Consider the following 22,904-nt stretch of genomic DNA (forward strand, 5'->3'; position numbering starts at 1 on the left):
TACCTCCTAAAATTCATGTCCGTACATATCTGTATCATCCACTTCATATCCGTATCTTGTATTTCTACAAAGCTCTTCCAAAGTAGTTCCTCTTAAATATTCTAAAGAACCTTGACATTTTCCATCAAAATGTTTTTTCATAAACTCAATAAGTTCATCATCAGCTATCTGATCCATGGCTTCATTTTTAAAAAAGTAGAAAGACTCTTGAACCTCCATTAATGTCTCTTTATAATTCTGTTGCATTATATAAGGGGAATCACAAAAAACTTCCACTATCTTTTTTAAAATCCCTTCAGAAAACTCAATTCTTCCTGTATCTTTTAATGACTTAAAACGATTCTCCACCAGCTCATTAATTTCTACATCACATAAAGCTAACCCATATTTTATTGTTATTTCATTACACGCTTTTAACTCAATTGCAGCTTGTTTTTTCTGAAAATCTTGAAATGCTAAAGTCATATTTTTATCCACCATAATCACCTCTAGATACACAGTACTCCTAAGTCTAACCCAATACAAGACTTGAAATTTTAGTAATTTTGTGGTAATATAAACTTAGAAAATACTTCCCAGTTTGAAAATCAATCTGGGAAGTATTTCTTATATTATAATAGATTTTTCTTATGTTAATGATATATATATTTCGGCTTCTCTTCAAACTGAGCACAATAAAATCAAAACTAATCAAAAAACTTTCCTTTATAAAAATTCTCATTGTCAAGTTTCTTTGCCATAAGTCTGAATATGACACAGCCATCTGGACATACAATATCCTTGCTATATTTGCTATTGCCACCAATGTTCTCTAAATCTCCACCACTTCTCACCGACTCCATGATTGGAAACATAATCATCATAACCTTGGAACAGATACCCTGTCCATCCGAATTTATGGGACAGCCATAGGTGCAGGTATACTTATCACCCACTTCTTCGCCGTTTCTGCAATACCGCTCTGTATGGTCACTTCGAAGAAAACCAGTTACCTCAATTTCAAATTCGTACTCCTCATTATACCATTTTTTCATAATTAACCTCCAAATTATTGTTTATCTATATATAATTTTCCAATAGCTTAATAACGTAATTATAACACAAGCCAATGACACTTTTAATATCATTGGCTTAATTTAAATACTTTACAAATTCCTTTTAAGTTTGGTTATACACAGATACCCTTCACCGCACCACAAGTAAAAAGTTTAAACTTCTCCACCTACAGATTAACTTATTGCTAAACTCCCTCATATTATAATAATAAAAAAATATAGGAGTAGATAAACATGTCTATTTTTGCTTATGTTGCAAATGACAATAATAAAATTTCAGTTATAGATACAAGTACAAATACGGTAATAAATACCATTCCAATTTTATCTCCAAGTGATATAACAAAATTTATTGCACTAACACCAGATGGTAGCTTTGCCTATGTTACAAACCTTTCAAACCTGGTAGCAGTTATAAATACTTGCACCAATACGTTAGTAGATACAATAACAGTTGGCACTTCCCCAACAGGCATTGCGGTAACCCCAAATGGTAAATATGTCTATGTAGTAAACTCTGGCCTTGCAACCTCTCCCTCAGGAACAGTATCAATCATAGATACCAATACTAATACAATTGTGAATACTATAACTGTTGGTAGAAATCCCATTGCTGTGGCAATATCACCAAATGGCAACTTTGCTTATGTTACAAACTCAAAATCAGATAATGTATCAGTTATAGATACAACTACAAATACCATAGTAAACACCATAACTGTAGGAGATTTTCCACAAGGCATAGCAATAACTCCAAATGGTACCCTTGCCTATGTTGCAAATCAAGGACAAAGTGCCTTCTCAAACACTGTATCTGTAATAAATCTAACCAATAATACATTGGTAGATACCATAACTGTTGGTACTGGTCCTAGTTATATAGCAATAACACCGGATGGAAATTATGCTTATGTCACAAATGTCTTTACTAATAATGTCTCTGTAATTAATACAAATACAAATACAGTAGTAAATACTATTCCTGTTGGAAATTGCCCTTTTGATATAGCAATTACACCAGATGGTAGCTTTGCCTATGTTACAAACTCCTGTACTAATGATATTTCTATAATTGATATAAATACAAATACAGTGGTAAATACCATCCCTAATATTCCTTTACCACTTGGTATAGCAATAGCAAATGTTGATTTTCCATGCCCAACACCTTTAAATAGAATGTGCATTGAAACAACAAGAATATTTGATTCAAATAAGTTTGAAGAAGAACTTAAAGAGACCTTTAAACTTCCACCATTATATAATACTGAACACATCCAATGTGATGTTGGAGAAACTAGATGTAATATATTAAATATAACTACAATAAACAAACAAACTAATTTAGTAAATGTAAAGTTGCAAATAAAAGTAATTATTAATTTTACAAGTAACTATCCAGATTGTTATTTATTTAAAAAAGTAGTATGCTTTTATAAAAATGTTAATCTTATAAAACCTGAAGGTGCTGATGTATATTGCTCTATTAATAATGTAACTTGTTCATGCATGCAACCAAGTAACTACTCAATTGGGTTCCATAATAAAAATTTATGCTGTACTATAAAGGTAACTGCTACTGTTAAATCTCAAAAGCTTGTTCAAATTGAAGTACCAGTTTTAAGATCTTGTGAACCAAATTAATGTTATTCTAATAACTGCATAACTAAAAATATATAAAATTCAACCATCTATATTTTTATGCAAAGTAGCTAGTAAAACTTATCATATTTTTACTAGCTACAATTCCATCACTTATTTGTTTTAATTGCTTAGACTATCACTATTTCTTTATCAGTTTCAAACTATTCCCACCTAAAAAACTTAATAGATACCCAAATGCATATCACAGAAAGTATACTTATAACTAAAATTGGTATCATTACATTATCTATGCTTAAGTTAAGTGATGCGCTTTTTAAAAGCTTTATTCCCTGAGTTAATGGTAAGATATCTGCCACTTTTTGAAGGGATGTTGGCATAACCTCATAGGGTAATGTTGCTCCTGAAAATATAAGCATAGGAAAGTATAAAATACTTGCAATAACACTTGCCATTTTATTATTTTTCGCTATTCCACCCACCATAAATCCAATGCTGAACATTGATGCCATTACTAATGTATAAGCTCCTAAAAAGTTTATCCATGAGCCTCTAAATTGAAACTTGAAAAATATTTTTGCTGTTAAATAAATAAGTATTAATGAAACAATGGCATATAAAGTATAAATCATTCCTTGAACTACTAAAATCATAGCTGGGCTAACTGGCGTTACTCTAAATCTTTTTAATATCTTTCTATGACGATACTCAGATAATACTAATGGTAATCCCATGAAACCACCTGCACATATTGCAATAGTTGATACAGCTGCAAAGGATTGTTCCATGAATGTAAAGTCTGCTTCAGGAAACGCGGGTTTATTTCCATAAATAATACCTAAAATAATAGTTATAACCACTGGCATACAGATTGCAAAGATGAACATATCCATGCCTCTTAGTGATAATTTTAATTCAGTTTTTAACATTGCTTTAAATGCTCTCATCATCCAAATCCTCCTCATCTACAAACCATAAATAGGCATCCTCAAATTTTTCATATGGACTCAGTTCCACTGCTTCTTCAACTGTTCCATAAAAATCTATTGCTCCATTTTTCAAAATACATATTTTATCGCACAGAACCTCAACCTCATCCATGAAATGAGATGTTAAAAAGATTGTGAGTCCTTGCTTCTTTAATTTTAATAAGCACTTCCACACATCTCTTCTAGCCTTTACATCTAATCCTGTTGTAAGCTCGTCAAGGAATACTACCTCTGGGTTAGGAATTAAGGCTAGGATAATAAATAATCGTTGTCTTTCACCTCCTGATAATTCACTTACTAAATTTTTCCCCTTATCTTGAAGGTCAAATTCTTCTAATAATTTATTGCAATCTAATGGATTTTTATAAAGAACCTCAGTTATTTCACACAACTCTTTCACTGTTATTTTATCTTGATAATTAGATTCTTGAAACTGAACCCCAACCCTTTGAAATAGCTGTTTTCTTTCTTTTTGAGGATTCATGCCTAGGATAGATACCTGACCATGATCAAAATTCTTTGTACCTAAAATACACTCTATGGTAGTACTTTTCCCTGCCCCATTGGCACCTATCAATCCAAATACCTCACCTTTCTTTACTGTTAAACTAACACTCTTCACCACTTGAGCATCCCCATAGGATTTATAGAGATTATGAACTTTTATTACTTCCATGTGTTATTCCCTCCTTTTGATAAAAGAATAACACCAGCACAAAGTCTGGTGTTAAAGTGTAGAGTTTGTATTAAATTTGTTTTTCATAAATTGTAATTGCCTTAATATAATTTTTGCATTTTTTTCTGCATCACTTAAGGAAGTAAGAAGCTTATCACATGCTGTAACAATGTCCTCATCTTCTTTTGGTTTATCAATTACCTCTCTAATATCAATTTCTATACTTTCTGACATTGAATTAATCATTCTTAAAATTGCTGAAAGAGAATAATTAGCACAACGTAAAGTACGTATTATTTTAAGTCTATTAATATCACTTTCAGTATAAACTCGATATCCATTATGCCTTCTCTTAACAGTAAGTAAACCATTCATCTCCCAATTTCTTAATGTGTCCATTGTGACCTTAAGATAGTCTGATGTTTGCTTTCTCGTAAAAAATATATAATTATCTTGAGCATCCCTATCTAATAAAAGCTTCTTTGAAAGGTCTATAGCTTCCTCTGCATTTTTTTGTTCTTGCTTTATCTGACTTATATAATCATTTGTACAGTTAATTGCTTCTTGGAACTCCCCCTTGGCAGATAACTTAACAACATTGATTATCTTTTTTCTTAGCCCATTTTGTAGAACCTCTACTTTAAAGGCAGTTCTAGCAAGATTAAATTGCTCTATGTGATAGTCAGTAAATACTCTATAACCATTTTGTAATCTATTCACCTTTGGTATTAATTCAAGCTTTTCGTACAAACGTACAGTGTTGGAATGTACACCAACTCTTTTAGCTACTTCTGATGTTTTATATACCTTATCCATACTATGTGCACCTCCATGTTATTATAATAACACTTATGGAAAGTCTGGTGATATAGTGTAGAGTTCTATTTAATTCTTATTTAGTTTTTGCTATCTCATTTTCATCTTCTAATATTACAGGATAAATTCAATATGTTAGTATTTAAATAGCTCCTTTTGAGGAAATATTCCAAAAGCCCCACCAGTATGGATAAATAAAATATTTTCATTGTTTTTAAAGTTTCCTTTTTTTATTTCTTCACTTAATCCATACATAGCTTTACCTGTATAAACAGGATCTAAAATTATTCCTTCTAATTTTGCAAATTCCTTAATGAAATTTATTTCTTCTTCTCTACTTAAAGCATATCCATTTCCTACATATCCATCTATAATTCTTATTTCATCTTTAGACAATTCCAAATCTACATTAATATACTTCATGGTATCTTGTACTATTTCGTAGATTCGATTTTTAAAATATTCACTGTCATCACAAACATTAACACCTAAAATATCACACTTGTTTTCTGATATTTTATTTGCTAAAAAAGTTCCTGCGTAAGTACCTCCAGATCCCACGGCGAGTATAACTTTGTCAAAATGAACACCTAACTGCTGTTCCTGCTCAATAATTTCTTTCATTGCATTATAATATCCAAATGTGCCTATTACATTTGAAGCACCTTCTGGAATAATATAGGACATATAACCTTTTTTATCATATTCTATCTTAATCTGTTCCATAATTTCTAATCTTGAATTTTTATATTCTTCTGCGGTAATAAAACGAATATCTGAACCTAAAAGCTTATCTATAAATAAATTTCCATCAGATTCAATACTGCTGCTTCCTCTTAAAACAAGTACTGATTTTATCCCAAGCCTCGCTGCTACTGCTGCCGTTGCTCTACAATGGTTTGATTGGATTCCACCGCAAGTTATAAGCACATTAGCCCCTTTATTAATAGCATCTTTTACTGTAAATTCTAATTTTCTAATTTTGTTTCCTGATACTTCAAGTCCAGTTTGATCATCTCTCTTTATATAAATATTGGGTCCACCTAACATTTTAGAAAACCTCTCAAGTTTTTCAATTTTAGTTGGCATATTTGAAAGTTCTATTCTTTCTGGAATTTGAATTTTGTTTAAAATATTATTCATATTTTGTTCATCTCCTTTAGTAATTATAAGATTGGAACGTAATTATACATAAACCCAGGGTATAATATTTCATTCCATATATTTTCTCAGATATTTTCCTGTATAGGATTTATCACACATTATAATATCTTCAGGACTTCCCTCTGCTACAATGTGACCACCATTTTCTCCTGCATCAGGGCCCATATCTATTATATAGTCTGCGGTTTTTATCAAATCCAAATTATGTTCAATTACCAGCACAGTATTTCCTAAATCAACAAGTTCATTAAGAGATAGCAACAATTTCTCAATATCTTTAATATGGAGACCAGTAGTTGGCTCATCTAAGATATATAGATTATCCTTCTCTTTTTTAATTTTCCCCAGTTCTCTTCCTAGCTTCAACCTTTGAGCTTCTCCCCCAGACAATGTAGATGAGGATTGTCCTAATTTTAGGTATCCTAATCCTAGCTTGTTTAATACATTCAATTTAGAGTGTATTAGGTTTACATCCTTGAAAAATTCCACTCCTTCTTCAATTGTTAGTTCAAGAATATCAGCTATGTTTTTTTCTTTATATTTGATCTCTAATATCTCGCTTCTATACCTTTTACCCTTGCATACTGGGCATATGGTTATGATATCTTGCATAAATTGCAACTCAGTTACAATATTTCCTTCTCCCATACAAGTCTCACATCTACCGCCCTTATTATTGAAACTGAAACTTGAAATGTCATACCCTCTAGCTTTTGCTTCTTCTGTTCCTGCAAATATATCTCTTATTTTATCATAAATATTAATATAGGTTGCTGGATTTGAACGTGAACTTCTTCCAATTGGTGATTGATCAATATATCTAACATCACTAATATTCTCAATACCCTCAACTCCATCATTGAGTCCTGGCTTAATTCTAGAATCATGCAACTTTGAGTATATGCTCTTGTATAATATCTCATTTACCAAACTGCTTTTTCCAGACCCTGATACACCTGTAATGCAAATAAAGGTTCCTAATGGTATGCTTAGGTTAAGATTCTTAAGATTATTTTCTCTTGCACCATGTATTCTTATATGTTTTCCTATGCCTAAGCGTCTTCCTTTAGGAATAACAATTTTCTTCTTTCCAGCCAAATATTGTCCTGTTATAGATCTTTCTGTATTAATAATCTCTTTAATATTTCCACTTGCAATTATCTCGCCGCCATTTGCTCCTGCACCTGGTCCTAATTCTACTATATAATCTGCGTTCCCAATAGTCTCCATATCGTGTTCAACTACAACTACAGTATTACCCATATCTCTTAGCTTTTTTAATGTATTAATTATTTTAAATGTATCCTTCTCATGAAGTCCTATACTTGGTTCATCTAATATATACATCATCCCCATTAGATTTGATCCGATTTGTGAAGATAAACGTATTCTTTGAGTTTCTCCTCCAGAGAGAGTATCCGAACTTCTCCCCAAGCTCAAATATTCAAGTCCTATTTCTTCCAGAAGCTCTAGTTTTATTATCATTTCATTAATAATCTGCTGTGCAACTTCCCTTTTAGACTCAACTACTTCTAGGGATGATATAAATTTCTTTAATTTCTGTATCTGCATTTTCCCAAACTCATTTATGTCTATTCCGTTTATCTTTACTAATAATCTTTCTTTTTTTAGCTTTTTACCCTTACATTCTGGACAAATGTGACTTACAAAGAGTTTTTCGTTATCTCTGTTCTTTGTTCCTTTATCTAAATTATCTTTATAAAGACGTGTTATATAGTTCACTAGCCCTTCATAACTTACGTACCTTCGTCTTCCTTCTGTTTCTCGCTCTCCTGTTGGCTTCAGCAGCTCATAACGTTCACCTTTAGTTCCATAGAAAAAAATATCTTTTATTTTCTCTGGGAGCTCATTAAAAGGAGTATCAATACTAAAATTATAATGTGCTGCAAGGCTATGCAATCTTGCTGCACCATTTTTATCACTCAAACTGAATTGAGATACATAAAGAGGGTCCATTCTCATGCTCTTCTTTTCATCCTTAATCAAAAGATATGGTTCTGTCATTTTATAGGTTCCAAGTCCCTGACATGTAGGACATGCTCCACTGACATCATTTGGTGAAAAATATTTAGGGAGGAATTTCCCTGTAATAATATTATGTTCACAGTTAATAAACCCCTTAGTAAACTTTCTTACTTCCTCTTCTGAAAGCTCCTTGTTTAGGATCTGTAATCTTATAAAATTCTGCCCTACTTCCAATCCTCTTTCTATTGCGCTAACTATTTGTTCATAATTCTTTTTATATACTGAAACCTCATCTACTATTACTTCAATTTTATAAGTTCCAGTCTCATCTAAGTTTATATTATTTTTAATATCAAATACTTTATTGTTGATCACAAATCTTCTATAGCCTCTACTTCTAAGTTCAGTTAATAAATAATCATAGCTTTTATCAAATATTTTATTAACAGGGGCTTGTACTTCAATTCTAGTACCTTCTGGGAGACTCAATATATGTTCAGCTATTTGACTGGTTGACAAACACTGAATTTCCTTATGGCATATAGGACAATGTGGAGTTCCTAAAACTGTATATAATAGTCTAATATGGTTTGACAAGTCAGCCATAGTTGCAACTGATGAACGGGGATTGTTAATACCTCTCTTCTGTGGAATTGATATTACTGGGGATAACCCTGTGACCATATCTACATCAGGTTTTTCCATATTCATTATATTAGATCTAGAAGATGATGATAGAGACTGTAAAAATCTTCTTTGTCCTTCTGCATATAATACGTTATAAGCAATAGACGATTTTCCTGAACCGCTTACCCCAGTAATTACAGTGAGAGCATCTCTAGGTATCTCTAAATCAATATTTTTTAGGTTGTTCTCTCTTGCTCCTTTTACACTTATACTTTTTCTAACCAATTGTATTCTCCTTTACTTTCTAAATAGCTTCTAAGTTATATATCACTGTCAAAATTATAATAATATGCCGCTTCTTCAAAGGTAACCTTGCTTTTATCCATAAGTTTTATTGATTCACTAACCTTAATTAGTACATCTCTTTCTGCAAGCCAATTATAAGTATCTGTAAGTTCATTGCCATCATTACTAATATTATATTTCTTTTTCAAGTATTCATTAATCATTGATACGCCTCTTATTTCACCTTCTTCTTTCATCCATCTGACAATAGGATGAAAAAGAACATCTTTTCTCTCTTCTATATACTCTTTACACAATTCTAATATTTTAACTAAACTTAAAATAGTTACTTCATTTTTAATCAAAGTCATATAGGTGCAATTAAAAAAATCAGGATTGAGATTTAATCCTTGACTTATTACTTCTCTGCCCCTAAACTCATTATTTAATGCTATTTCTATACATGCTATATGGCATACTAGTTTTTGAATTAAACTGAATCCATCAACAAGCTCTTCTTCAACCAGTAATAGCTTTTCTGCTTTTTTTACACATATAATTCCATAGATGGCCGACTTTAATAAATTCTCCTCTTTGTCTCTATCACCTAAGAATTTATCTCCATTAAAAAGCTTTTCTATTGTTTCATCAGTTGAAAATAATAAATTACTTTCATTTAAAACTGTTCTAAAAAAGTTTTGATTTTGGGGACTATCTACCAATTCAATAAAATAATTTCTGCTATATAGTTCCACTTGGAAGTCTATATCATCCTCTACAAGTGAATACTGCTTATATACCTTCTTGCTGTTTTCCTTTAATATTAACCATATATCTATATCAGACTTTCCCCATAAATTATCACTTGTAATACTTCCATAGGAAAATGCAGCAATAATGTTACTGTCCCTTCTTACCTTTTCAATAAATTTCTCTAAGGCACTGTTATATCTTTTTTTAATATATGACATATTTGTATTCATAATTGCTAAATCTCTTCCTCTCTTAGAATATTAACCTCTAAACTCATACTTTAAATTATATACTTTATTTCCAAACTGAACAATAATATTAAATATTTTACATTTTACTCATAATATTGTTTACACATTCAATAATAACTACAAAAAACAGTAGAATCCTGAAATTCTACTGCTTCTATGTGTTTTAAATTTGCTAATTTTATAGAAGATATTGCCTTAATTAAATATACTGCTTAACTTTTCTAATACTCTAAGCTACTATAGAATAATACTTGGGTTATTAAAGTTTGCCCATGCTATATTATTGTCAATATTTCTAATCATTCTGTAAGCTATTGGCTTAAATCCACACTTAGGCCAAAAATCTGAACCACCAAGGTTTGTTATTTTCCAATCTGTTATTATGCTACTATATCCCTTTTTCTTCATAATCCTATAGCCTTCATTCATTAACTTTTTACCAACACCTCTTCCCCTTTGGGAATGGTGAGTGCCAGCAATATGCAGCTCTACCCCATTATCAGGTGCCATCAAATCTGGAGTAATAGGCTCATATACTTGAAATCCTAATTCCTTCATATCCTTTTCTGCAATAAGAATCGTTGAATCATTATCCTCTACTAAACTTTTATACCCAGCATTTATATTCATTACAAGTTCAGGTTTTATAGGTAAAAAAGTAGGTGCTGAATTGAGGCATGATAAGATTATACTGGACATATTACCCATTATTTCACTATCATTTTTGTTAGCAAATCTAATCTCTGCATCAGATGAATTTTTAAAAGCCTTGTAATCCTCCATATTCATTATTCCATATACATGATCAATAAAAAAACTTAATCTTTGGAAGGCTTCATAGTACACCTGATTTCCTAGAGGTACAAATGTATGGTGGCTAAAGTAGCCATGTTCAAGCCATAAAACAGAAACCTTTGTATAAAGCTCCCTTATAAGCTCTGAGGATTGATCCATTCTAATTGCTATTCCCTCATAGGGCACCCATATATGTCTGCCTCTATCATCAATTTTCATCTCACCAAATATATAACCTACTAGTTCATCACTAGCAAAGGCTCCTATTCCAATTGCTTTTCTATTAACAAATAAATTCTCAAGTAAACCCGTGATATATTTTGTATTAAGACAACTATTCTTCAAGGACGGAAATGACTTACTCTCAAGGTTTTGCCTAAATATTAACAAATCAGACATTGCAGGTATATCATCAATAGTAATTTTTCTAAATTCACATCTCTTCATTTCTGTACCTCCTAGTATAATAATGATATGGCCACTAAGGGCTATCCTTTTCTCAATAAATTTATATTACATATTCTAACATAGTAAATTATCATTAAATATGTAAAAAACAATTCTGTATTATTCATTACATAGATTCTCAGCGCCTATTAATAAGCAACCTATCCTAAAGTGGCTATCATTCTAATTACCCTCTATAAGTTCCCCTATTATCTTATTCATAATATCCATTTTCCCTTCAATATCACTAACCAGCTTAAACTGTGTTCTTGCTCTATGAAGATTGTGTTTCTCCTTGTGAATTTTAAAATAGGTATCTCCATTTAAATAATCCGTTAAAAATCTTATACCACATTCAAAGGTCATAAGTTTCACAGAAAACGCCATAAGTTCAATCTCTTTTGGCACAAGTATAGGTAATACTTCATGAAAATATCCCTTTGTAAAATACTTAAACAGATTCATATCAAACCATATTTTTGATAAATCTGTTTCATCTTCCCTTCCGCTAGAAGCTCCATATCTCAGTGCATCGCCGTAGTCATAGAGAAGTGACCCTGGCATTACTGTATCTAAATCAATTACACATACCCCTTCACCTGTATCTATATCTATCATAACATTATTCAGCTTAGTGTCATTATGTGTTACCCTTAGAGGAATGCTTCCATCTTTCATTGCATCTAATATAATGCTCACATCTCTTCTGCGTTTTTTTACAAATTCAATTTCTTTTCCCACTTCTTCTAATCTGCCACATTTATTATCTTCAATTGCTTTTAACAGATCCTCAAACCTTGTGGCTGTATTATGAAAATTAGGTATTGTGTCATATAATTTACCTGCTGGAAAATCAGACAACATATTTTGAAACTTACCAAAGGCCTTGGCGCCATAATAAAATTGCATAGGATCTTCAACCTGATCGTAGGTCACTGCATTACCTATAAATTTATATACCCTGAAATAATCATTTTCATTGGTTTTATAGTACTTTTCACCATTCTTAGTTTTTATTATTGTTAGTGTTTCCCTGTCAGGATTTCCTCCACTAAGAAGGATTTTCTTTCTCAGATGCTCTGTTATAGCTGCAATATTCTCCATTAAACCCTCAGGATTTTTAAACACATTACTATTGATTCTTTGCAATATATATGGTTTTGCAATATATGTGTCATTTATATATCCGTTACCATAAGAGCTCATTTCAGTGTTAATATTAAACTGTTTTAAAACCTGATGCAATTTATATTCCATGGTATAATCCCTCTCTAATCATTCGGTTTATAGCATTTTTAACTATAGACAAGTCTTCTTTGTATGTAACTCCATACCACTTATCTAATGTCTCAAGTACTTTCACCTTTGCACTTTGTGTTTTAATCATATTATCAACTACTGACGGAAGATAAAATTCATCCTTTAATGGATTTTTTAAATCATTTAAAAACAGAGTGAAGTCCTGTTCAAGGACATTAAATATATCAATGTCAAACCCCCACATGTTCATAGATACTATAGTATCAAGAGGTATTCCACTATTTTTATCAATAGATGTATGCTCCACCACACTTTTTAAATACCCTTTTTCTATTTCGCATAATCCTCTGCTTACCATGCCATTTTCAGTTAGTGTATTTTTTAGTCTAAACCCAGCCATGCACATACCTTTATTTTGAGATAAATAATCCCCAACTATTTTGTAGGAATGGCTACCATAGTAATCATCTGCGTTTATTACCATAAAGGGAGTGGTAACTTCACTTTTAGCACAAATCACAGCATGCCCTGTTCCCCATGGCTTATATCTATTATTAGGGATAGAACACCCCTTAGGAATTTTGTCTAGTGTTTGAAAAGCATAATCTACATCTATTATCTTTTCAATTCTCTTGCCGATAACATGTCTAAAATCCTTTTCCATTTCTTTTTTTATAATAAAAACTACCTTTGAAAAGCCTGCTTTTACTGCATCATATATTGAAAAATCAAGTATTATTTCCCCATTTGGACCCACAGGCTCTAGCTGTTTAAAACTCCCAAAACGACTTCCCATACCAGCTGCCATTACTACTAATGTTGTTTCATTCATATTACCACCTATATTTCAATACTTTCTTTATATTAATCTATGTTAAATTCATTACTTAATTACTACATGCCATTTTATTTTCTTAGAGTATCCAAATCAACCACAACGCCATCTGCCAGCCTAGATTGTTCCGCTGCCATTGCGCAATAATGACTTTCTACGGATTTATCTACTGATGTAATGGCATTAGTCGGTTCTCCATCCTCTGCAATCATATCAATGAATTCCTCCACCATACGATTGTCTCCCCCTGCATGACCAGAAAAATCCGTTGATAGCTTAGATATATCCATTACTTCAGTTTCTTTTCCAAAAGGTGTTACTTTAATAGTTTTTTCAGACAAATCTGCAACAATTTCTCCTTTTGTCCCCATAATCTTCTGATAACGTGAACCTGTAGCAGTGAATGCACTCATTGTCAATGAAATGGTGGCACCATCTGTCATATTTAGGTTTACAACCTGATGATCTACTACGTTATTATCACAGTAATATACACATCTTCCATAAGGTCCACTTTGAATTGCTTCTGTAATACTTTCTACAGTAGGATGAAGGGTCAATACATCAACAGGCCACTTTGTATTCCCCTTTGCCACACCAGTTTTTTCATTTGTTATATAAATCTTTTCTGCATCAAAGGGACAATTTGCTTTTGCTTTGCATCCATCCATACAACGCTTCGTTGCTCCTTCCGGTGCATTTTCTTTTTTGAATAAATAGGTGCTTCCAAAGGAAGATACAGACTTACAAGTTTTACCTGTGAGCCATAATAACAAGTCCATATCATGACAACATTTCTGTAATATCATAGGACTAGTAGTATTTGAGTTTCTCCAGTTTCCACGTACAAAACTGTGTGCTTGATGCCAATATCCCACATTTTCAATTGCCATAACAGAAACTACTTCTCCAATTATACCGCTGTCAATTACTTCTTTTAATTTTGTATAGAATGGTGTATAACGCAACACATGACATACAACCACTTTTCTTTCACATTCATTTGCTACTTTTACAATTTCCCTACACTCATCAAGGTCTGGTGAAATTGGCTTTTCCAATAACAGATGATAGCCTTTTCTAAGGGCCGGGATTGCTTGTCTTACATGTTCCTTGTCCTGAGTAGTAATAAACATAACATCTGCTAGCTTATCCTGAGCAATTAGTTCTTCTGCACTGTAAAAGCATGCCCTTTTCGGAATGTTATACTCCCTTGCCACATCTTCTACCTTTGCAGGATCAATGTCTGCAATTGCTACAATTTCAATTTTCTCTGGGAATAATTTAGCAGTTAATGCATAGGTGTCTTTTCCTCTACTACCAAGTCCAGCTAATGCTACCTTTAATTTTTTACTCATTTTATTTCCTCCTATTTATTTCTATTTTCTCCATTCATATTTTAAAAGGTATTTCTATGTGCATAGAGAAGACCTTTTCTATAACTTCCATACTGTTACATATATTGTATAGTTTTTTTTAAAATTTAGCTTATACAATCATCCAGTATAATTGTTATATCATCCAAAATATCTATTTGTTAAATTGTATTCTTTTGTTATATTTGCTAAAATAAATTGATAATAATTCATAAGCAAGGAGTTGGTTGTATGGCTTATATCAGTACTAGATTAAAAAAAGAATTTAAAATCACTGAAATCATCACCATTCACTATTTTGAATACTTGAAAGATTTTGTTTTCCATGGTGAGTCTCATGATTTTTGGGAATTCCTATATGTAGACAAAGGAACAGTTATGGTACAAGCAGCCTCTGAGCATTATCAGCTCTATGCTGGAGATATGATTTTTCATAGACCAAATGAATTTCACGCTGTGAAGGCAATAGGAAGGAAATCGCCTAATTTAGTGGCAATTTCATTTTTGTGCAATTCCCCATCAATGGATTTTTTTACTGGTAAAGTTACCACTCTGTCTTCTATAGAAAAAACTTTAATTGCAAAAATTATTTCAGAAGCGCGCGCTGCATTTTCAACTCCACTCCATATCCCTTCCATTGAACAAGTAAAACTCTCTACTAGTGCACCTTTTGGCTCACAACAATTGATTTTGTTATATCTGGAACAATTTCTAATTCATATAAAGAGGCATCATTGTGATGATGAAAAAGTTAAAAACCTATCTTCTGTTACAAAACAGTCTTGGGATAGCTCTAATAAATCCTATGCATTTGAACAAATTTTGCATTATTTGCAGCTACACATTTGTGAGCAAATTAAAATTTCAGATATTTGCAATGAATTTTCTATCAGCCGTTCTACCTTACATTCACTCTTCCACAAAAATAAAAACTGTGGAGTAATTGATTATTTCATATATATGAAGATTGAGCGCGCAAAGGAAATTATTCGTGATGGGAATATGAATATCACTGAAATCGCATATTTTCTTTCTTATAATTCTTTGCAGCATTTTTCCAAACAATTTAAAAAGTTAACTGGAATGTCACCAACGGAATACATCTCATCTGTAAAGGGGATTTCTCAAACTTATAAGTGGTAGCCATAATGTGGCTGCCATTCCTTATTTGACAGTATATAAATATGACATAGTGATGTCATATTCATGTGTTATAATATGATAGAGGTGAAGATATGCAAATCAACCGAATGTTTGAAATAATATACATACTTCTTGATAAAAAAAACGTTACAGCAAGAGAACTTGCAGAGAAGTTTGAAGTTTCTAGTAGAACCATTTATCGTGATATTGAAACATTATCATCAGCAGGTATTCCTGTTTATATGACCAAAGGCAAAGGTGGCGGAATATCTATTTTAGATGAATTTGTGCTGAACAAAGCTGTATTAACCGAAGAAGAAAAGTCTGATATTTTATCCTCACTACAAGCAGTTGGTGCAATCAATTTTAATGAAACAGATTCTGCATTACAAAAATTAGGCAGCCTATTTGGAGAGAATAACTCCGATTGGATTGAAGTGGATTTTTCATCCTGGTACAATTCAGAGAACGAATCTAAATCCTTTAATGATATTAAATCAGCAATCCTATCTAAGAAAATAATGAGTTTTACTTATTCAAGCGGAAAAGGCGAAAGAACTACACGAGATGTAGAACCTTTAAAGCTTTGTTTTAAAGGTATGGCACGTTATTTATATGCCTATTGTACTTTAAGGCAGGATTTTCGATTTTTCAAACTAAGTCGTATAAAGGATATTGTGGTTACAGATAAACATTTTCATCGAAAAGTTATGGAACCTATATTTAAGAAGGACAACATGTTTAATGAGCAATATATCACTTTGAAATTAAAACTGTCTCCCCAAATGGCTTTTCGAGTATATGACGAGTTTGATAATTATACTAAAGAAGTTGACGGCAGTTTTATAACTGAAACAATTTATCCTATGGGTGAATGGCTATTTCCTTATATAGCTTCTTTTGGTAGCCATTGCGAGGTATTAGAACCATTGGACATAAGAAACTCCATAAAAGAAGAAATACAAAAAATGATGAACAATTATTTATAATATGACATACTGTTGACATATTATTTGATTTATTATAAATATATCAAATATATGGAGGTAGTTAAAATGAACTATGAAATTGTAAATCTTGAAGAAAAAATTATTGTTGGTGTAAGTGTGACAACGAGCAACGAAGACCCTAAAATGGGTGAGAAAATCGGCAAGCTTTGGGTTGATTTATATCAAAGTGGCATCAATGCAAACATCAAGAATAAGGTAAATGAATATGCAATTGGACTTTATTCCGATTATACAGAAAACAGTTATCTTGTTACCGCAGGCAACGAAGTATCAAAATCAGAAAACAGTGAGTTTACAACAAAAATCATTCCTGCGGGGAAATATGCAAAATTCTCTGTACATGGACACATGGAAACAGCAGTAGCAAAAGCTTGGGACGAAATTTGGAAAATGGACTTAGACAGAAGCTTTACAGGTGACTTTGAGGAATACCTAAATAGTGACTTTGAAAATGCAGATATTGATATTTATATAGCATTAAAATAACAGTGATAAGATTCATCATATTTAGCTAATTAAGTTAATTCTACTGAGTTGCAACATTCCAGTGATCTAAATAAACTAAGTATCGTAACTTTAACATATTCTAAACATATATTATAATATTATAAAAATTATAAAGTTGTAAATACTATAGTATAGATATATAAAAAAGAAGGTGTAGATATGTGTACAGCGTTTACTTTAAAATCTTTACAGATGGAAAATTTGTTTTGTAGGACTATGGATTTTTCTTACGATATAGAACCTGGATTTTTTATTATACCTAGAAATAACCCATGGTATAATCCTATTACCATGAAAAAGCATAATGATTGCTATAACTTTATAGGTATCGGGCAAGAAGCTGATAATGTGCTAGGCTTTTTTGATGGGGTAAATGAAAGAGGCTTTGCTGCCGCAGCTCTATACTTTGCGGGTTATGCCGATTATGATATACCAGTAGAGGATAAGAATAAAGAGCCTATTGCATCATTGGATTTTCTACATTATATTTTAGGACTCTGTGCTTCAGTAGATGAACTAGATATGATACTGAAAAATATATGTGTCATAGGTCTTCCCGATCCTGTTACTAAAACGGCTGCTCCTCTTCATTGGATTGCAACTGATAAAAGTGGTAAATGTGTAGTTATTGAGCAAACAAGAAATGGGCTTGAGATATTTGATAATCCTATAGGAGTTATGACTAATAGTCCAGATTTTATGTGGCATATGACTAATCTAAGAAATTATATGGAATTATCTACAATCCAAGAAAAGAAAACCTGTTGGGAAAATGTTGAGTTAACACCCTTTGGTCAGGCTGGTGGAACAATGTTATTACCTGGTGGATACACCTCTCCAGAACGATTTGTTAGAACAGCCTTTCTAAAAACCCATAGTCAAGTACCTAAAGATAGAGTCGATGCAATAATGACTTGTTTCCACATTGTGGAGAGTGTTTCAATTCCAATGGGAATTGTTCTTACAGATAAAGGTACTTTTGATTACACTAAATATACTGCATTTATAAACACAAACACCTGTGAGTATTACTTTAAAACCTATGATAACAGTCAAATAGCGACTACAAGACTAATTAGTGATTATAAGAATTGTACACATCCTATCTACCTTGGTAATTTAAAACGTCCTGTTACCTTTGAAAAGCTCTAGAATTTACTTTTTTGCCCTACCTAATACCTTTGTTAGATTAGGTTCTTCCTAAACTTGAAAGGTCTAAACCTATCCCATTAAGGGAGTAAGTTTAGACCTCTTTCCTTTTCTAATTAATAGCGCTCTTACTATTCCCTTTCATCTGCACCACCATACAATTCCAAATTGTGTAAACTACTATGAACTTTCCTTTTATAACAGTTAGTTTTTATTAAAGTTTCAGATAAATAACAGCTTAAACTAACTAACAATATATCAATACCAAGTCTTAGAAGTGTATCAATAAACGTCCCCGAAAATATAATTGGGATAAAAATAAGAAAGGCAAACCAATTAATTCCAAATATTGTAATTCCAAATTTTATTGCACTTAAAGCCTTTGATTGTGATTTAGTAGTATTACCTAATAATAGATATACGATACCTATACATGTACCCATTAATAAAGTCCAAATAAAAGTAAAATAAGGTCTTTTCTCATAACCTGAATCTATAATTTTTGTAAAATAGAAAAAGTAACGTCCAAATAAAAAGATTATAGAAAAAATGAAAATAGATAAAAATATGTTACTACTATTAAAAGGTCTCTTCTTTTGTTTAATATGACTGGAGTCACTTGTAAATTTACCTAATAATAATCCCATCAATACTATCGGTCCAGCATCACAAATTCCCATTACAATTTCATGTGTTAAAGTATTACCCGATAAAGAAACACCTTCCATCATACCCCATAACCACAATAAACCTATTGCACTACCATATCGCAGTCCTTTTCCAATCTTTATTCCTAGAATTTTATCTTCATATCTATAAAACACATAGGCTACACTGGAAAAAGCAACCAGAATCCATACCGTAGCTGCTCCAACAGCTCCAATAGTTTTAACAAGAAAACTGAAGTTTGCAATTTTAGGAAAAGGACTAATCTCCGAAGTTATTCCATGAAGTGTCATATCAAGTATAGAACAAATAATAACTATAGCTATATATTTTATTAATTTAACAATTTTCATTTAAGCTCCTCCTTTATTATAATTGATATTTATAATATTACTCCTTCATCTTTTTCAATTTTATTATTCTATTTATAACAATGTACCTTTTGTCTTGATATTGCTTTACCTTATCCTTATTATTTAAATTTAATCAATAACATCTTTATTGTATCACCTCACTCTCCACTGCTCAATAAATCTATACCATATTAACAAAATATTCCCTTTATTTAGCATGTACCTACAATAAAAAAACAGCAGAATTCTAAAATTCTACTGCTTCTACATATTCCTTATTATCCGCTTGGATATCCCTCCTTGATTTTAGATGTGGTTGGCAAACCTACTTCTATTTATCAAAGAGGGTTCTTTTTTTCTACTTATAGCTAAAAGCTTTTTGAACCACCAGTATAACCAGTGGTATTCATTAAACAATCACTTGCCATTCTTCTATTAACTTATCAAGACTATATCTTGCATTTGCAGGACTAGTTGATGGAAGTTTAATAGCTTCTATTCCTGTTTTTTTTAATGAATATTTATTATAAAGTTGATATGCCTTGCCACCATTAACATATATCTTTTTAATATTGCTATTATCTAAAATACTAGTTAAATCTGATGGGACTACATTTTTAATACTAGAATCACTTGAACCTATGATATCACAAGAAGCTATTGTATCCCATATTGCAATATTATTTTCTAATAACATTTTCTTTTTTTCCTCAATAGTTCTATATTCAGAGCATCGAGTTATTGCTCCAATAACTTTCCAAAATCTATTTTGTGGATGACCATAATAAAAATCCGCCTCTCTTGATTTAACAGATGGCAATGTTCCTAAAATAAGAATTTTTGAATTTTTATCAAATACAGCTTCAAAGGTATGCTCTACATGCTTCATAACTCTCTCCTTTATAATTAACTTTTAAAATTATTATTATCAATTTTACTTAAAAGCTATTTATCATTATTTAATCTTATTAATTGTTCTTTTCCCCACTTAAATAACATTTCCATTATAGGTATTAATGATTTTCCATATTCAGTTAAAGTATATTCTACCTTTGGCGGAATCTCTTCATAAACTTCCTTATGTATTATGTTATCACTAACTAACTCTTTCAACTGATTACTTAACATTTTATCTGTAATTCCACTTACAGCTCTTTTTAATTCACCATATCTCATAACTTCACTATCATAAATATGCCATAAAATAACTAGTTTCCATTTCCCTGATATCTGAGTCATTGCAAATTCCATAGGGCACAGTTCACTACAATTTTTTATTTCTATTTCTTTATTATTCATACAACTCTCCTTTTTGATATCACTATCCTTTTAGATAGTACTTACTTTTAAGTGCATACTTGTTCATATAACAGTATGTTGATATTATTATAGCATACAAGGGCGGCAAACAAGTAAGCCTTTGAAAATTTATAAAATTAATATAAACTATTTTTGAATTAAAAGGAGATATATAATATGAACTTAATAGAAATAATGGAAAGACGTTACTCAACTAAAAAATTTGATAATACAAGAAAAATTTCAGCAGAAGATATGAAACAAATTAAAGAACTTTTAAGACTTAGTGCTTCAAGCGTTAATACTCAACCATGGCATTTTATAATAGCTTCAAGTGAAGAAGGGAAAAAACAAATAAGCAAAAGTACTCAAGGATTCTACGCTTTTAATGATGAAAAAGTACTTACTGCATCAGATATAGTTGTACTTTGTGCAAGAACTTCAATGGATGAAGATTACTTACAACATATCTTAGAAAAAGAAGATCAAGATGGACGTTTTGCTAACGAAGAAATCAAAAATGGTATGCATGGAGGACGTAGTACATTTGTTAACTTCCATAAAAATGACTACAATGACTTACAATATTGGATGGATAAACAAGTTTACTTAAATATGGGTAGCTTATTACTTGGTTCTGCTGCTCTTGGAATAGATGCAGTACCTATGGAAGGATTTGATGTTAAAGTTTTAAATGAAGAATTAGGATTAACTGAAAAAGGATTCACCGCTGTAGCATTAGTTCCTTTAGGATACAAAGCTAATGATGATTTCAATGCACAATTACCTAAATCAAGACTTTCTGAAGAAGAAGTATTTACTACAATTTAATTAATTATCCCCTCATTAATATAACTTACTCTAGATTTAAAGAAAGCTAATACAAAAGATTCCCCATTATTTTATTAGCTTTCTTTTATAATAGATTTCATTTTACGTTTCTTTTCCTACAGGCTTTTATCACATGATCTATCTAGCAATTATTTCTATTCCATCTTCAGTTACAAGAATTGTGTGCTCCCATTGTGCTGAAAGAGAATCGTCATCGGTAAGAACAGTCCACCCGTCATCTTCATCTATAAATATTTCATTACTTCCAGCATTTATCATTGGTTCAATGGTAAATACCATACCAGGTACTAAAACCATACCTGTTCCTCTTTTTCCCAAATGAGAAACAAATGGTTCTTCATGAATATCTAAGCCTACTCCATGTCCACCGAATTCTCTAACTACTGAATAACCATTACTTTCTGCATATTCTTGAATTGCAGCTCCAATATCTCCTAAGAACCCCCAAGGTTTAACTGCTTCTAAGCCTTTATTCAAACATTTTTTAGTTACTTCAACCAATTTCTTAGCTTCTTCATCTACTTCACCAATCATAAACATCCTTGATGCATCTGAGTAATATCCATTAAGTATAGTTGTTGCATCAACATTTACAATATCACCATTCTTTAGAATTACATCTTTACTAGGTATTCCATGGCATACAACATTATTTATTGATACACAAATACTTTTAGGAAATCCATCATAATTAAGAGTAGCTGGAATTCCTCCATTGGATACTGTATATTCATGTGCCAATTTATTTATTTCTTCTGTTGTCATGCCTTCCTTAATGTTTTCACTAATTAAGTCTAGAAGACCATTATTAATCTCAGCACTCTTTCTTATTCCTTCAATTTGCTCTTTTGTTTTTATGAGGTTTCTAGTTGGTACTATATGACCTTTTCTTTTTAAATCACTTAACTTTTCATCAGATTCTAAATGACAGTTTTTATATTTTAATCCACTTTTGCACCAACATAAATTATTTCTGTTTAATTTCATAATCTTTTCCTCTCTCATATA

At 31.4% G+C, this 22,904-nt stretch carries 22 protein-coding genes; 6 read left to right on the forward strand and 16 right to left on the reverse strand.

What is annotated here, in order from left to right:
• Positions 1-6: 6 nt before the first annotated feature.
• Together B3Z56_RS12900 and B3Z56_RS12905 are read right to left on the reverse strand one after the other, a co-directional pair.
• Entirely contained in the window at positions 7-477 is a 471-nt protein-coding gene (locus B3Z56_RS12900; protein ID WP_346878973.1) for a DUF6323 family protein, read from the reverse strand.
• A 209-nt stretch (positions 478-686) separates the two neighbouring features.
• The gene (locus B3Z56_RS12905) at positions 687-1,034 is read right to left on the reverse strand and encodes a TIGR04076 family protein (protein ID WP_346878941.1); all 348 of its coding nucleotides are present in this window, start codon (positions 1,032-1,034) and stop codon (positions 687-689) included.
• A 255-nt stretch (positions 1,035-1,289) separates the two neighbouring features.
• Between B3Z56_RS12905 and B3Z56_RS12910 the strand changes: the two genes are divergently transcribed.
• Complete coding sequence (locus B3Z56_RS12910; RefSeq protein ID WP_346878942.1) at positions 1,290-2,699, forward strand: YncE family protein; 1,410 nt, start codon at positions 1,290-1,292, stop codon at positions 2,697-2,699.
• A gap of 161 nt (positions 2,700-2,860) precedes the next feature.
• Here B3Z56_RS12910 and B3Z56_RS12915 read toward each other — a convergent pair whose 3' ends face one another.
• From B3Z56_RS12915 to B3Z56_RS12960, 10 genes are all read right to left on the reverse strand, one after another.
• The gene (locus tag B3Z56_RS12915; RefSeq protein ID WP_346878974.1) at positions 2,861-3,604 is read right to left on the reverse strand and encodes an ABC transporter permease; all 744 of its coding nucleotides are present in this window, start codon (positions 3,602-3,604) and stop codon (positions 2,861-2,863) included.
• The gene (locus B3Z56_RS12920) at positions 3,591-4,322 is read right to left on the reverse strand and encodes an ABC transporter ATP-binding protein (protein WP_346846738.1); all 732 of its coding nucleotides are present in this window, start codon (positions 4,320-4,322) and stop codon (positions 3,591-3,593) included. The genes B3Z56_RS12915 and B3Z56_RS12920 overlap by 14 nt, the downstream gene beginning before the upstream one ends.
• Positions 4,323-4,373: 51 nt before the next feature.
• Positions 4,374-5,138, reverse strand: coding sequence for a MerR family transcriptional regulator (locus B3Z56_RS12925; RefSeq protein WP_346876842.1), 765 nt, complete (start codon positions 5,136-5,138; stop codon positions 4,374-4,376).
• Between the two features lie 135 nt (positions 5,139-5,273).
• On the reverse strand, positions 5,274-6,281 hold the full coding sequence (locus B3Z56_RS12930) for a D-cysteine desulfhydrase family protein (RefSeq protein WP_346878943.1): 1,008 nt from the start codon (positions 6,279-6,281) through the stop codon (positions 5,274-5,276).
• A gap of 69 nt (positions 6,282-6,350) precedes the next feature.
• Positions 6,351-9,200 (reverse strand): excinuclease ABC subunit UvrA, encoded by a 2,850-nt coding sequence (uvrA, locus tag B3Z56_RS12935; RefSeq protein ID WP_346876843.1) that lies wholly within the window; start codon positions 9,198-9,200, stop codon positions 6,351-6,353.
• Between the two features lie 35 nt (positions 9,201-9,235).
• Positions 9,236-10,183 carry a nucleotidyltransferase domain-containing protein gene (locus tag B3Z56_RS12940; RefSeq protein ID WP_346846734.1) on the reverse strand — a complete coding sequence of 316 codons (948 nt, stop codon included), beginning with the start codon at positions 10,181-10,183 and terminating at the stop codon, positions 9,236-9,238.
• Between the two features lie 258 nt (positions 10,184-10,441).
• Positions 10,442-11,446, reverse strand: coding sequence for a GNAT family N-acetyltransferase (locus B3Z56_RS12945; protein WP_346878944.1), 1,005 nt, complete (start codon positions 11,444-11,446; stop codon positions 10,442-10,444).
• A gap of 183 nt (positions 11,447-11,629) precedes the next feature.
• The gene (locus B3Z56_RS12950; protein WP_346876846.1) at positions 11,630-12,703 is read right to left on the reverse strand and encodes an aminoglycoside phosphotransferase family protein; all 1,074 of its coding nucleotides are present in this window, start codon (positions 12,701-12,703) and stop codon (positions 11,630-11,632) included.
• Positions 12,693-13,538 (reverse strand): sugar phosphate nucleotidyltransferase, encoded by an 846-nt coding sequence (locus tag B3Z56_RS12955; RefSeq protein WP_346876847.1) that lies wholly within the window; start codon positions 13,536-13,538, stop codon positions 12,693-12,695. The genes B3Z56_RS12950 and B3Z56_RS12955 overlap by 11 nt, the downstream gene beginning before the upstream one ends.
• 74 nt (positions 13,539-13,612) lie before the next feature.
• Positions 13,613-14,899: a Gfo/Idh/MocA family oxidoreductase gene (locus B3Z56_RS12960; RefSeq protein WP_346876848.1), complete on the reverse strand. Its 1,287-nt coding sequence runs from the start codon at positions 14,897-14,899 to the stop codon at positions 13,613-13,615.
• Positions 14,900-15,148: 249 nt separating this feature from the next.
• On the opposite strand from B3Z56_RS12960, the gene B3Z56_RS12965 reads away from it, so the two are divergent.
• The 4 genes from B3Z56_RS12965 to B3Z56_RS12980 all read left to right on the forward strand — a co-directional run bounded on the left by B3Z56_RS12965 (position 15,149) and on the right by B3Z56_RS12980 (position 18,729).
• On the forward strand, positions 15,149-16,060 hold the full coding sequence (locus tag B3Z56_RS12965; RefSeq protein WP_346878945.1) for an AraC family transcriptional regulator: 912 nt from the start codon (positions 15,149-15,151) through the stop codon (positions 16,058-16,060).
• 92 nt (positions 16,061-16,152) lie between these two features.
• A complete protein-coding gene (locus B3Z56_RS12970) occupies positions 16,153-17,049 on the forward strand; it encodes a YafY family protein (RefSeq protein ID WP_346846726.1) in 897 nt (298 codons plus the stop codon).
• 66 nt (positions 17,050-17,115) lie between these two features.
• Positions 17,116-17,556 (forward strand): GyrI-like domain-containing protein, encoded by a 441-nt coding sequence (locus B3Z56_RS12975; RefSeq protein ID WP_346876851.1) that lies wholly within the window; start codon positions 17,116-17,118, stop codon positions 17,554-17,556.
• Between the two features lie 180 nt (positions 17,557-17,736).
• Complete coding sequence (locus tag B3Z56_RS12980; RefSeq protein WP_346876852.1) at positions 17,737-18,729, forward strand: choloylglycine hydrolase family protein; 993 nt, start codon at positions 17,737-17,739, stop codon at positions 18,727-18,729.
• A 128-nt stretch (positions 18,730-18,857) separates the two neighbouring features.
• Here B3Z56_RS12980 and B3Z56_RS12985 read toward each other — a convergent pair whose 3' ends face one another.
• The 3 genes from B3Z56_RS12985 to B3Z56_RS12995 form a co-directional block, all read right to left on the reverse strand.
• Entirely contained in the window at positions 18,858-19,745 is an 888-nt protein-coding gene (locus B3Z56_RS12985) for a hypothetical protein (RefSeq protein WP_346876853.1), read from the reverse strand.
• A 409-nt stretch (positions 19,746-20,154) separates the two neighbouring features.
• Positions 20,155-20,634, reverse strand: a complete 480-nt coding sequence (locus B3Z56_RS12990; RefSeq protein WP_346846722.1) for a DNA-deoxyinosine glycosylase — start codon at positions 20,632-20,634, stop codon at positions 20,155-20,157.
• A gap of 56 nt (positions 20,635-20,690) precedes the next feature.
• On the reverse strand, positions 20,691-21,044 hold the full coding sequence (locus B3Z56_RS12995; protein WP_035134068.1) for a winged helix-turn-helix transcriptional regulator: 354 nt from the start codon (positions 21,042-21,044) through the stop codon (positions 20,691-20,693).
• Positions 21,045-21,221: 177 nt separating this feature from the next.
• Between B3Z56_RS12995 and B3Z56_RS13000 the strand changes: the two genes are divergently transcribed.
• Positions 21,222-21,875, forward strand: a complete 654-nt coding sequence (locus B3Z56_RS13000) for an oxygen-insensitive NAD(P)H-dependent nitroreductase NfsB (protein WP_035134070.1) — start codon at positions 21,222-21,224, stop codon at positions 21,873-21,875.
• A gap of 138 nt (positions 21,876-22,013) precedes the next feature.
• Here the strand turns inward: B3Z56_RS13000 and B3Z56_RS13005 are convergent, their stop codons facing one another.
• Positions 22,014-22,883, reverse strand: a complete 870-nt coding sequence (locus B3Z56_RS13005) for a methionyl aminopeptidase (RefSeq protein ID WP_346876854.1) — start codon at positions 22,881-22,883, stop codon at positions 22,014-22,016.
• Between the last annotated feature and the right edge of the window lie 21 nt (positions 22,884-22,904).

This window comes from Clostridium sp. UBA7791, assembly GCF_002480755.1.
GTDB lineage: Bacteria > Bacillota > Clostridia > Clostridiales > Clostridiaceae > Clostridium_J > Clostridium_J sulfidigenes.

Coding starts and splice junctions, on each gene's coding strand:
- B3Z56_RS12905 (WP_346878941.1), bottom strand. CDS start 1,034: ATGAAAAAATGGTATAATGAGGAGTACGAATTTGAAATTGAGGTAACT.
- B3Z56_RS12910 (WP_346878942.1), top strand. CDS start 1,290: ATGTCTATTTTTGCTTATGTTGCAAATGACAATAATAAAATTTCAGTT.
- B3Z56_RS12915 (WP_346878974.1), bottom strand. CDS start 3,604: ATGAGAGCATTTAAAGCAATGTTAAAAACTGAATTAAAATTATCACTA.
- B3Z56_RS12920 (WP_346846738.1), bottom strand. CDS start 4,322: ATGGAAGTAATAAAAGTTCATAATCTCTATAAATCCTATGGGGATGCT.
- B3Z56_RS12925 (WP_346876842.1), bottom strand. CDS start 5,138: ATGGATAAGGTATATAAAACATCAGAAGTAGCTAAAAGAGTTGGTGTA.
- B3Z56_RS12930 (WP_346878943.1), bottom strand. CDS start 6,281: ATGAATAATATTTTAAACAAAATTCAAATTCCAGAAAGAATAGAACTT.
- B3Z56_RS12940 (WP_346846734.1), bottom strand. CDS start 10,183: ATGAATACAAATATGTCATATATTAAAAAAAGATATAACAGTGCCTTA.
- B3Z56_RS12945 (WP_346878944.1), bottom strand. CDS start 11,446: ATGAAGAGATGTGAATTTAGAAAAATTACTATTGATGATATACCTGCA.
- B3Z56_RS12950 (WP_346876846.1), bottom strand. CDS start 12,703: ATGGAATATAAATTGCATCAGGTTTTAAAACAGTTTAATATTAACACT.
- B3Z56_RS12955 (WP_346876847.1), bottom strand. CDS start 13,538: ATGAATGAAACAACATTAGTAGTAATGGCAGCTGGTATGGGAAGTCGT.
- B3Z56_RS12960 (WP_346876848.1), bottom strand. CDS start 14,899: ATGAGTAAAAAATTAAAGGTAGCATTAGCTGGACTTGGTAGTAGAGGA.
- B3Z56_RS12965 (WP_346878945.1), top strand. CDS start 15,149: ATGGCTTATATCAGTACTAGATTAAAAAAAGAATTTAAAATCACTGAA.
- B3Z56_RS12970 (WP_346846726.1), top strand. CDS start 16,153: ATGCAAATCAACCGAATGTTTGAAATAATATACATACTTCTTGATAAA.
- B3Z56_RS12975 (WP_346876851.1), top strand. CDS start 17,116: ATGAACTATGAAATTGTAAATCTTGAAGAAAAAATTATTGTTGGTGTA.
- B3Z56_RS12980 (WP_346876852.1), top strand. CDS start 17,737: ATGTGTACAGCGTTTACTTTAAAATCTTTACAGATGGAAAATTTGTTT.
- B3Z56_RS12985 (WP_346876853.1), bottom strand. CDS start 19,745: ATGAAAATTGTTAAATTAATAAAATATATAGCTATAGTTATTATTTGT.
- B3Z56_RS12990 (WP_346846722.1), bottom strand. CDS start 20,634: ATGAAGCATGTAGAGCATACCTTTGAAGCTGTATTTGATAAAAATTCA.
- B3Z56_RS12995 (WP_035134068.1), bottom strand. CDS start 21,044: ATGAATAATAAAGAAATAGAAATAAAAAATTGTAGTGAACTGTGCCCT.
- B3Z56_RS13000 (WP_035134070.1), top strand. CDS start 21,222: ATGAACTTAATAGAAATAATGGAAAGACGTTACTCAACTAAAAAATTT.
- B3Z56_RS13005 (WP_346876854.1), bottom strand. CDS start 22,883: ATGAAATTAAACAGAAATAATTTATGTTGGTGCAAAAGTGGATTAAAA.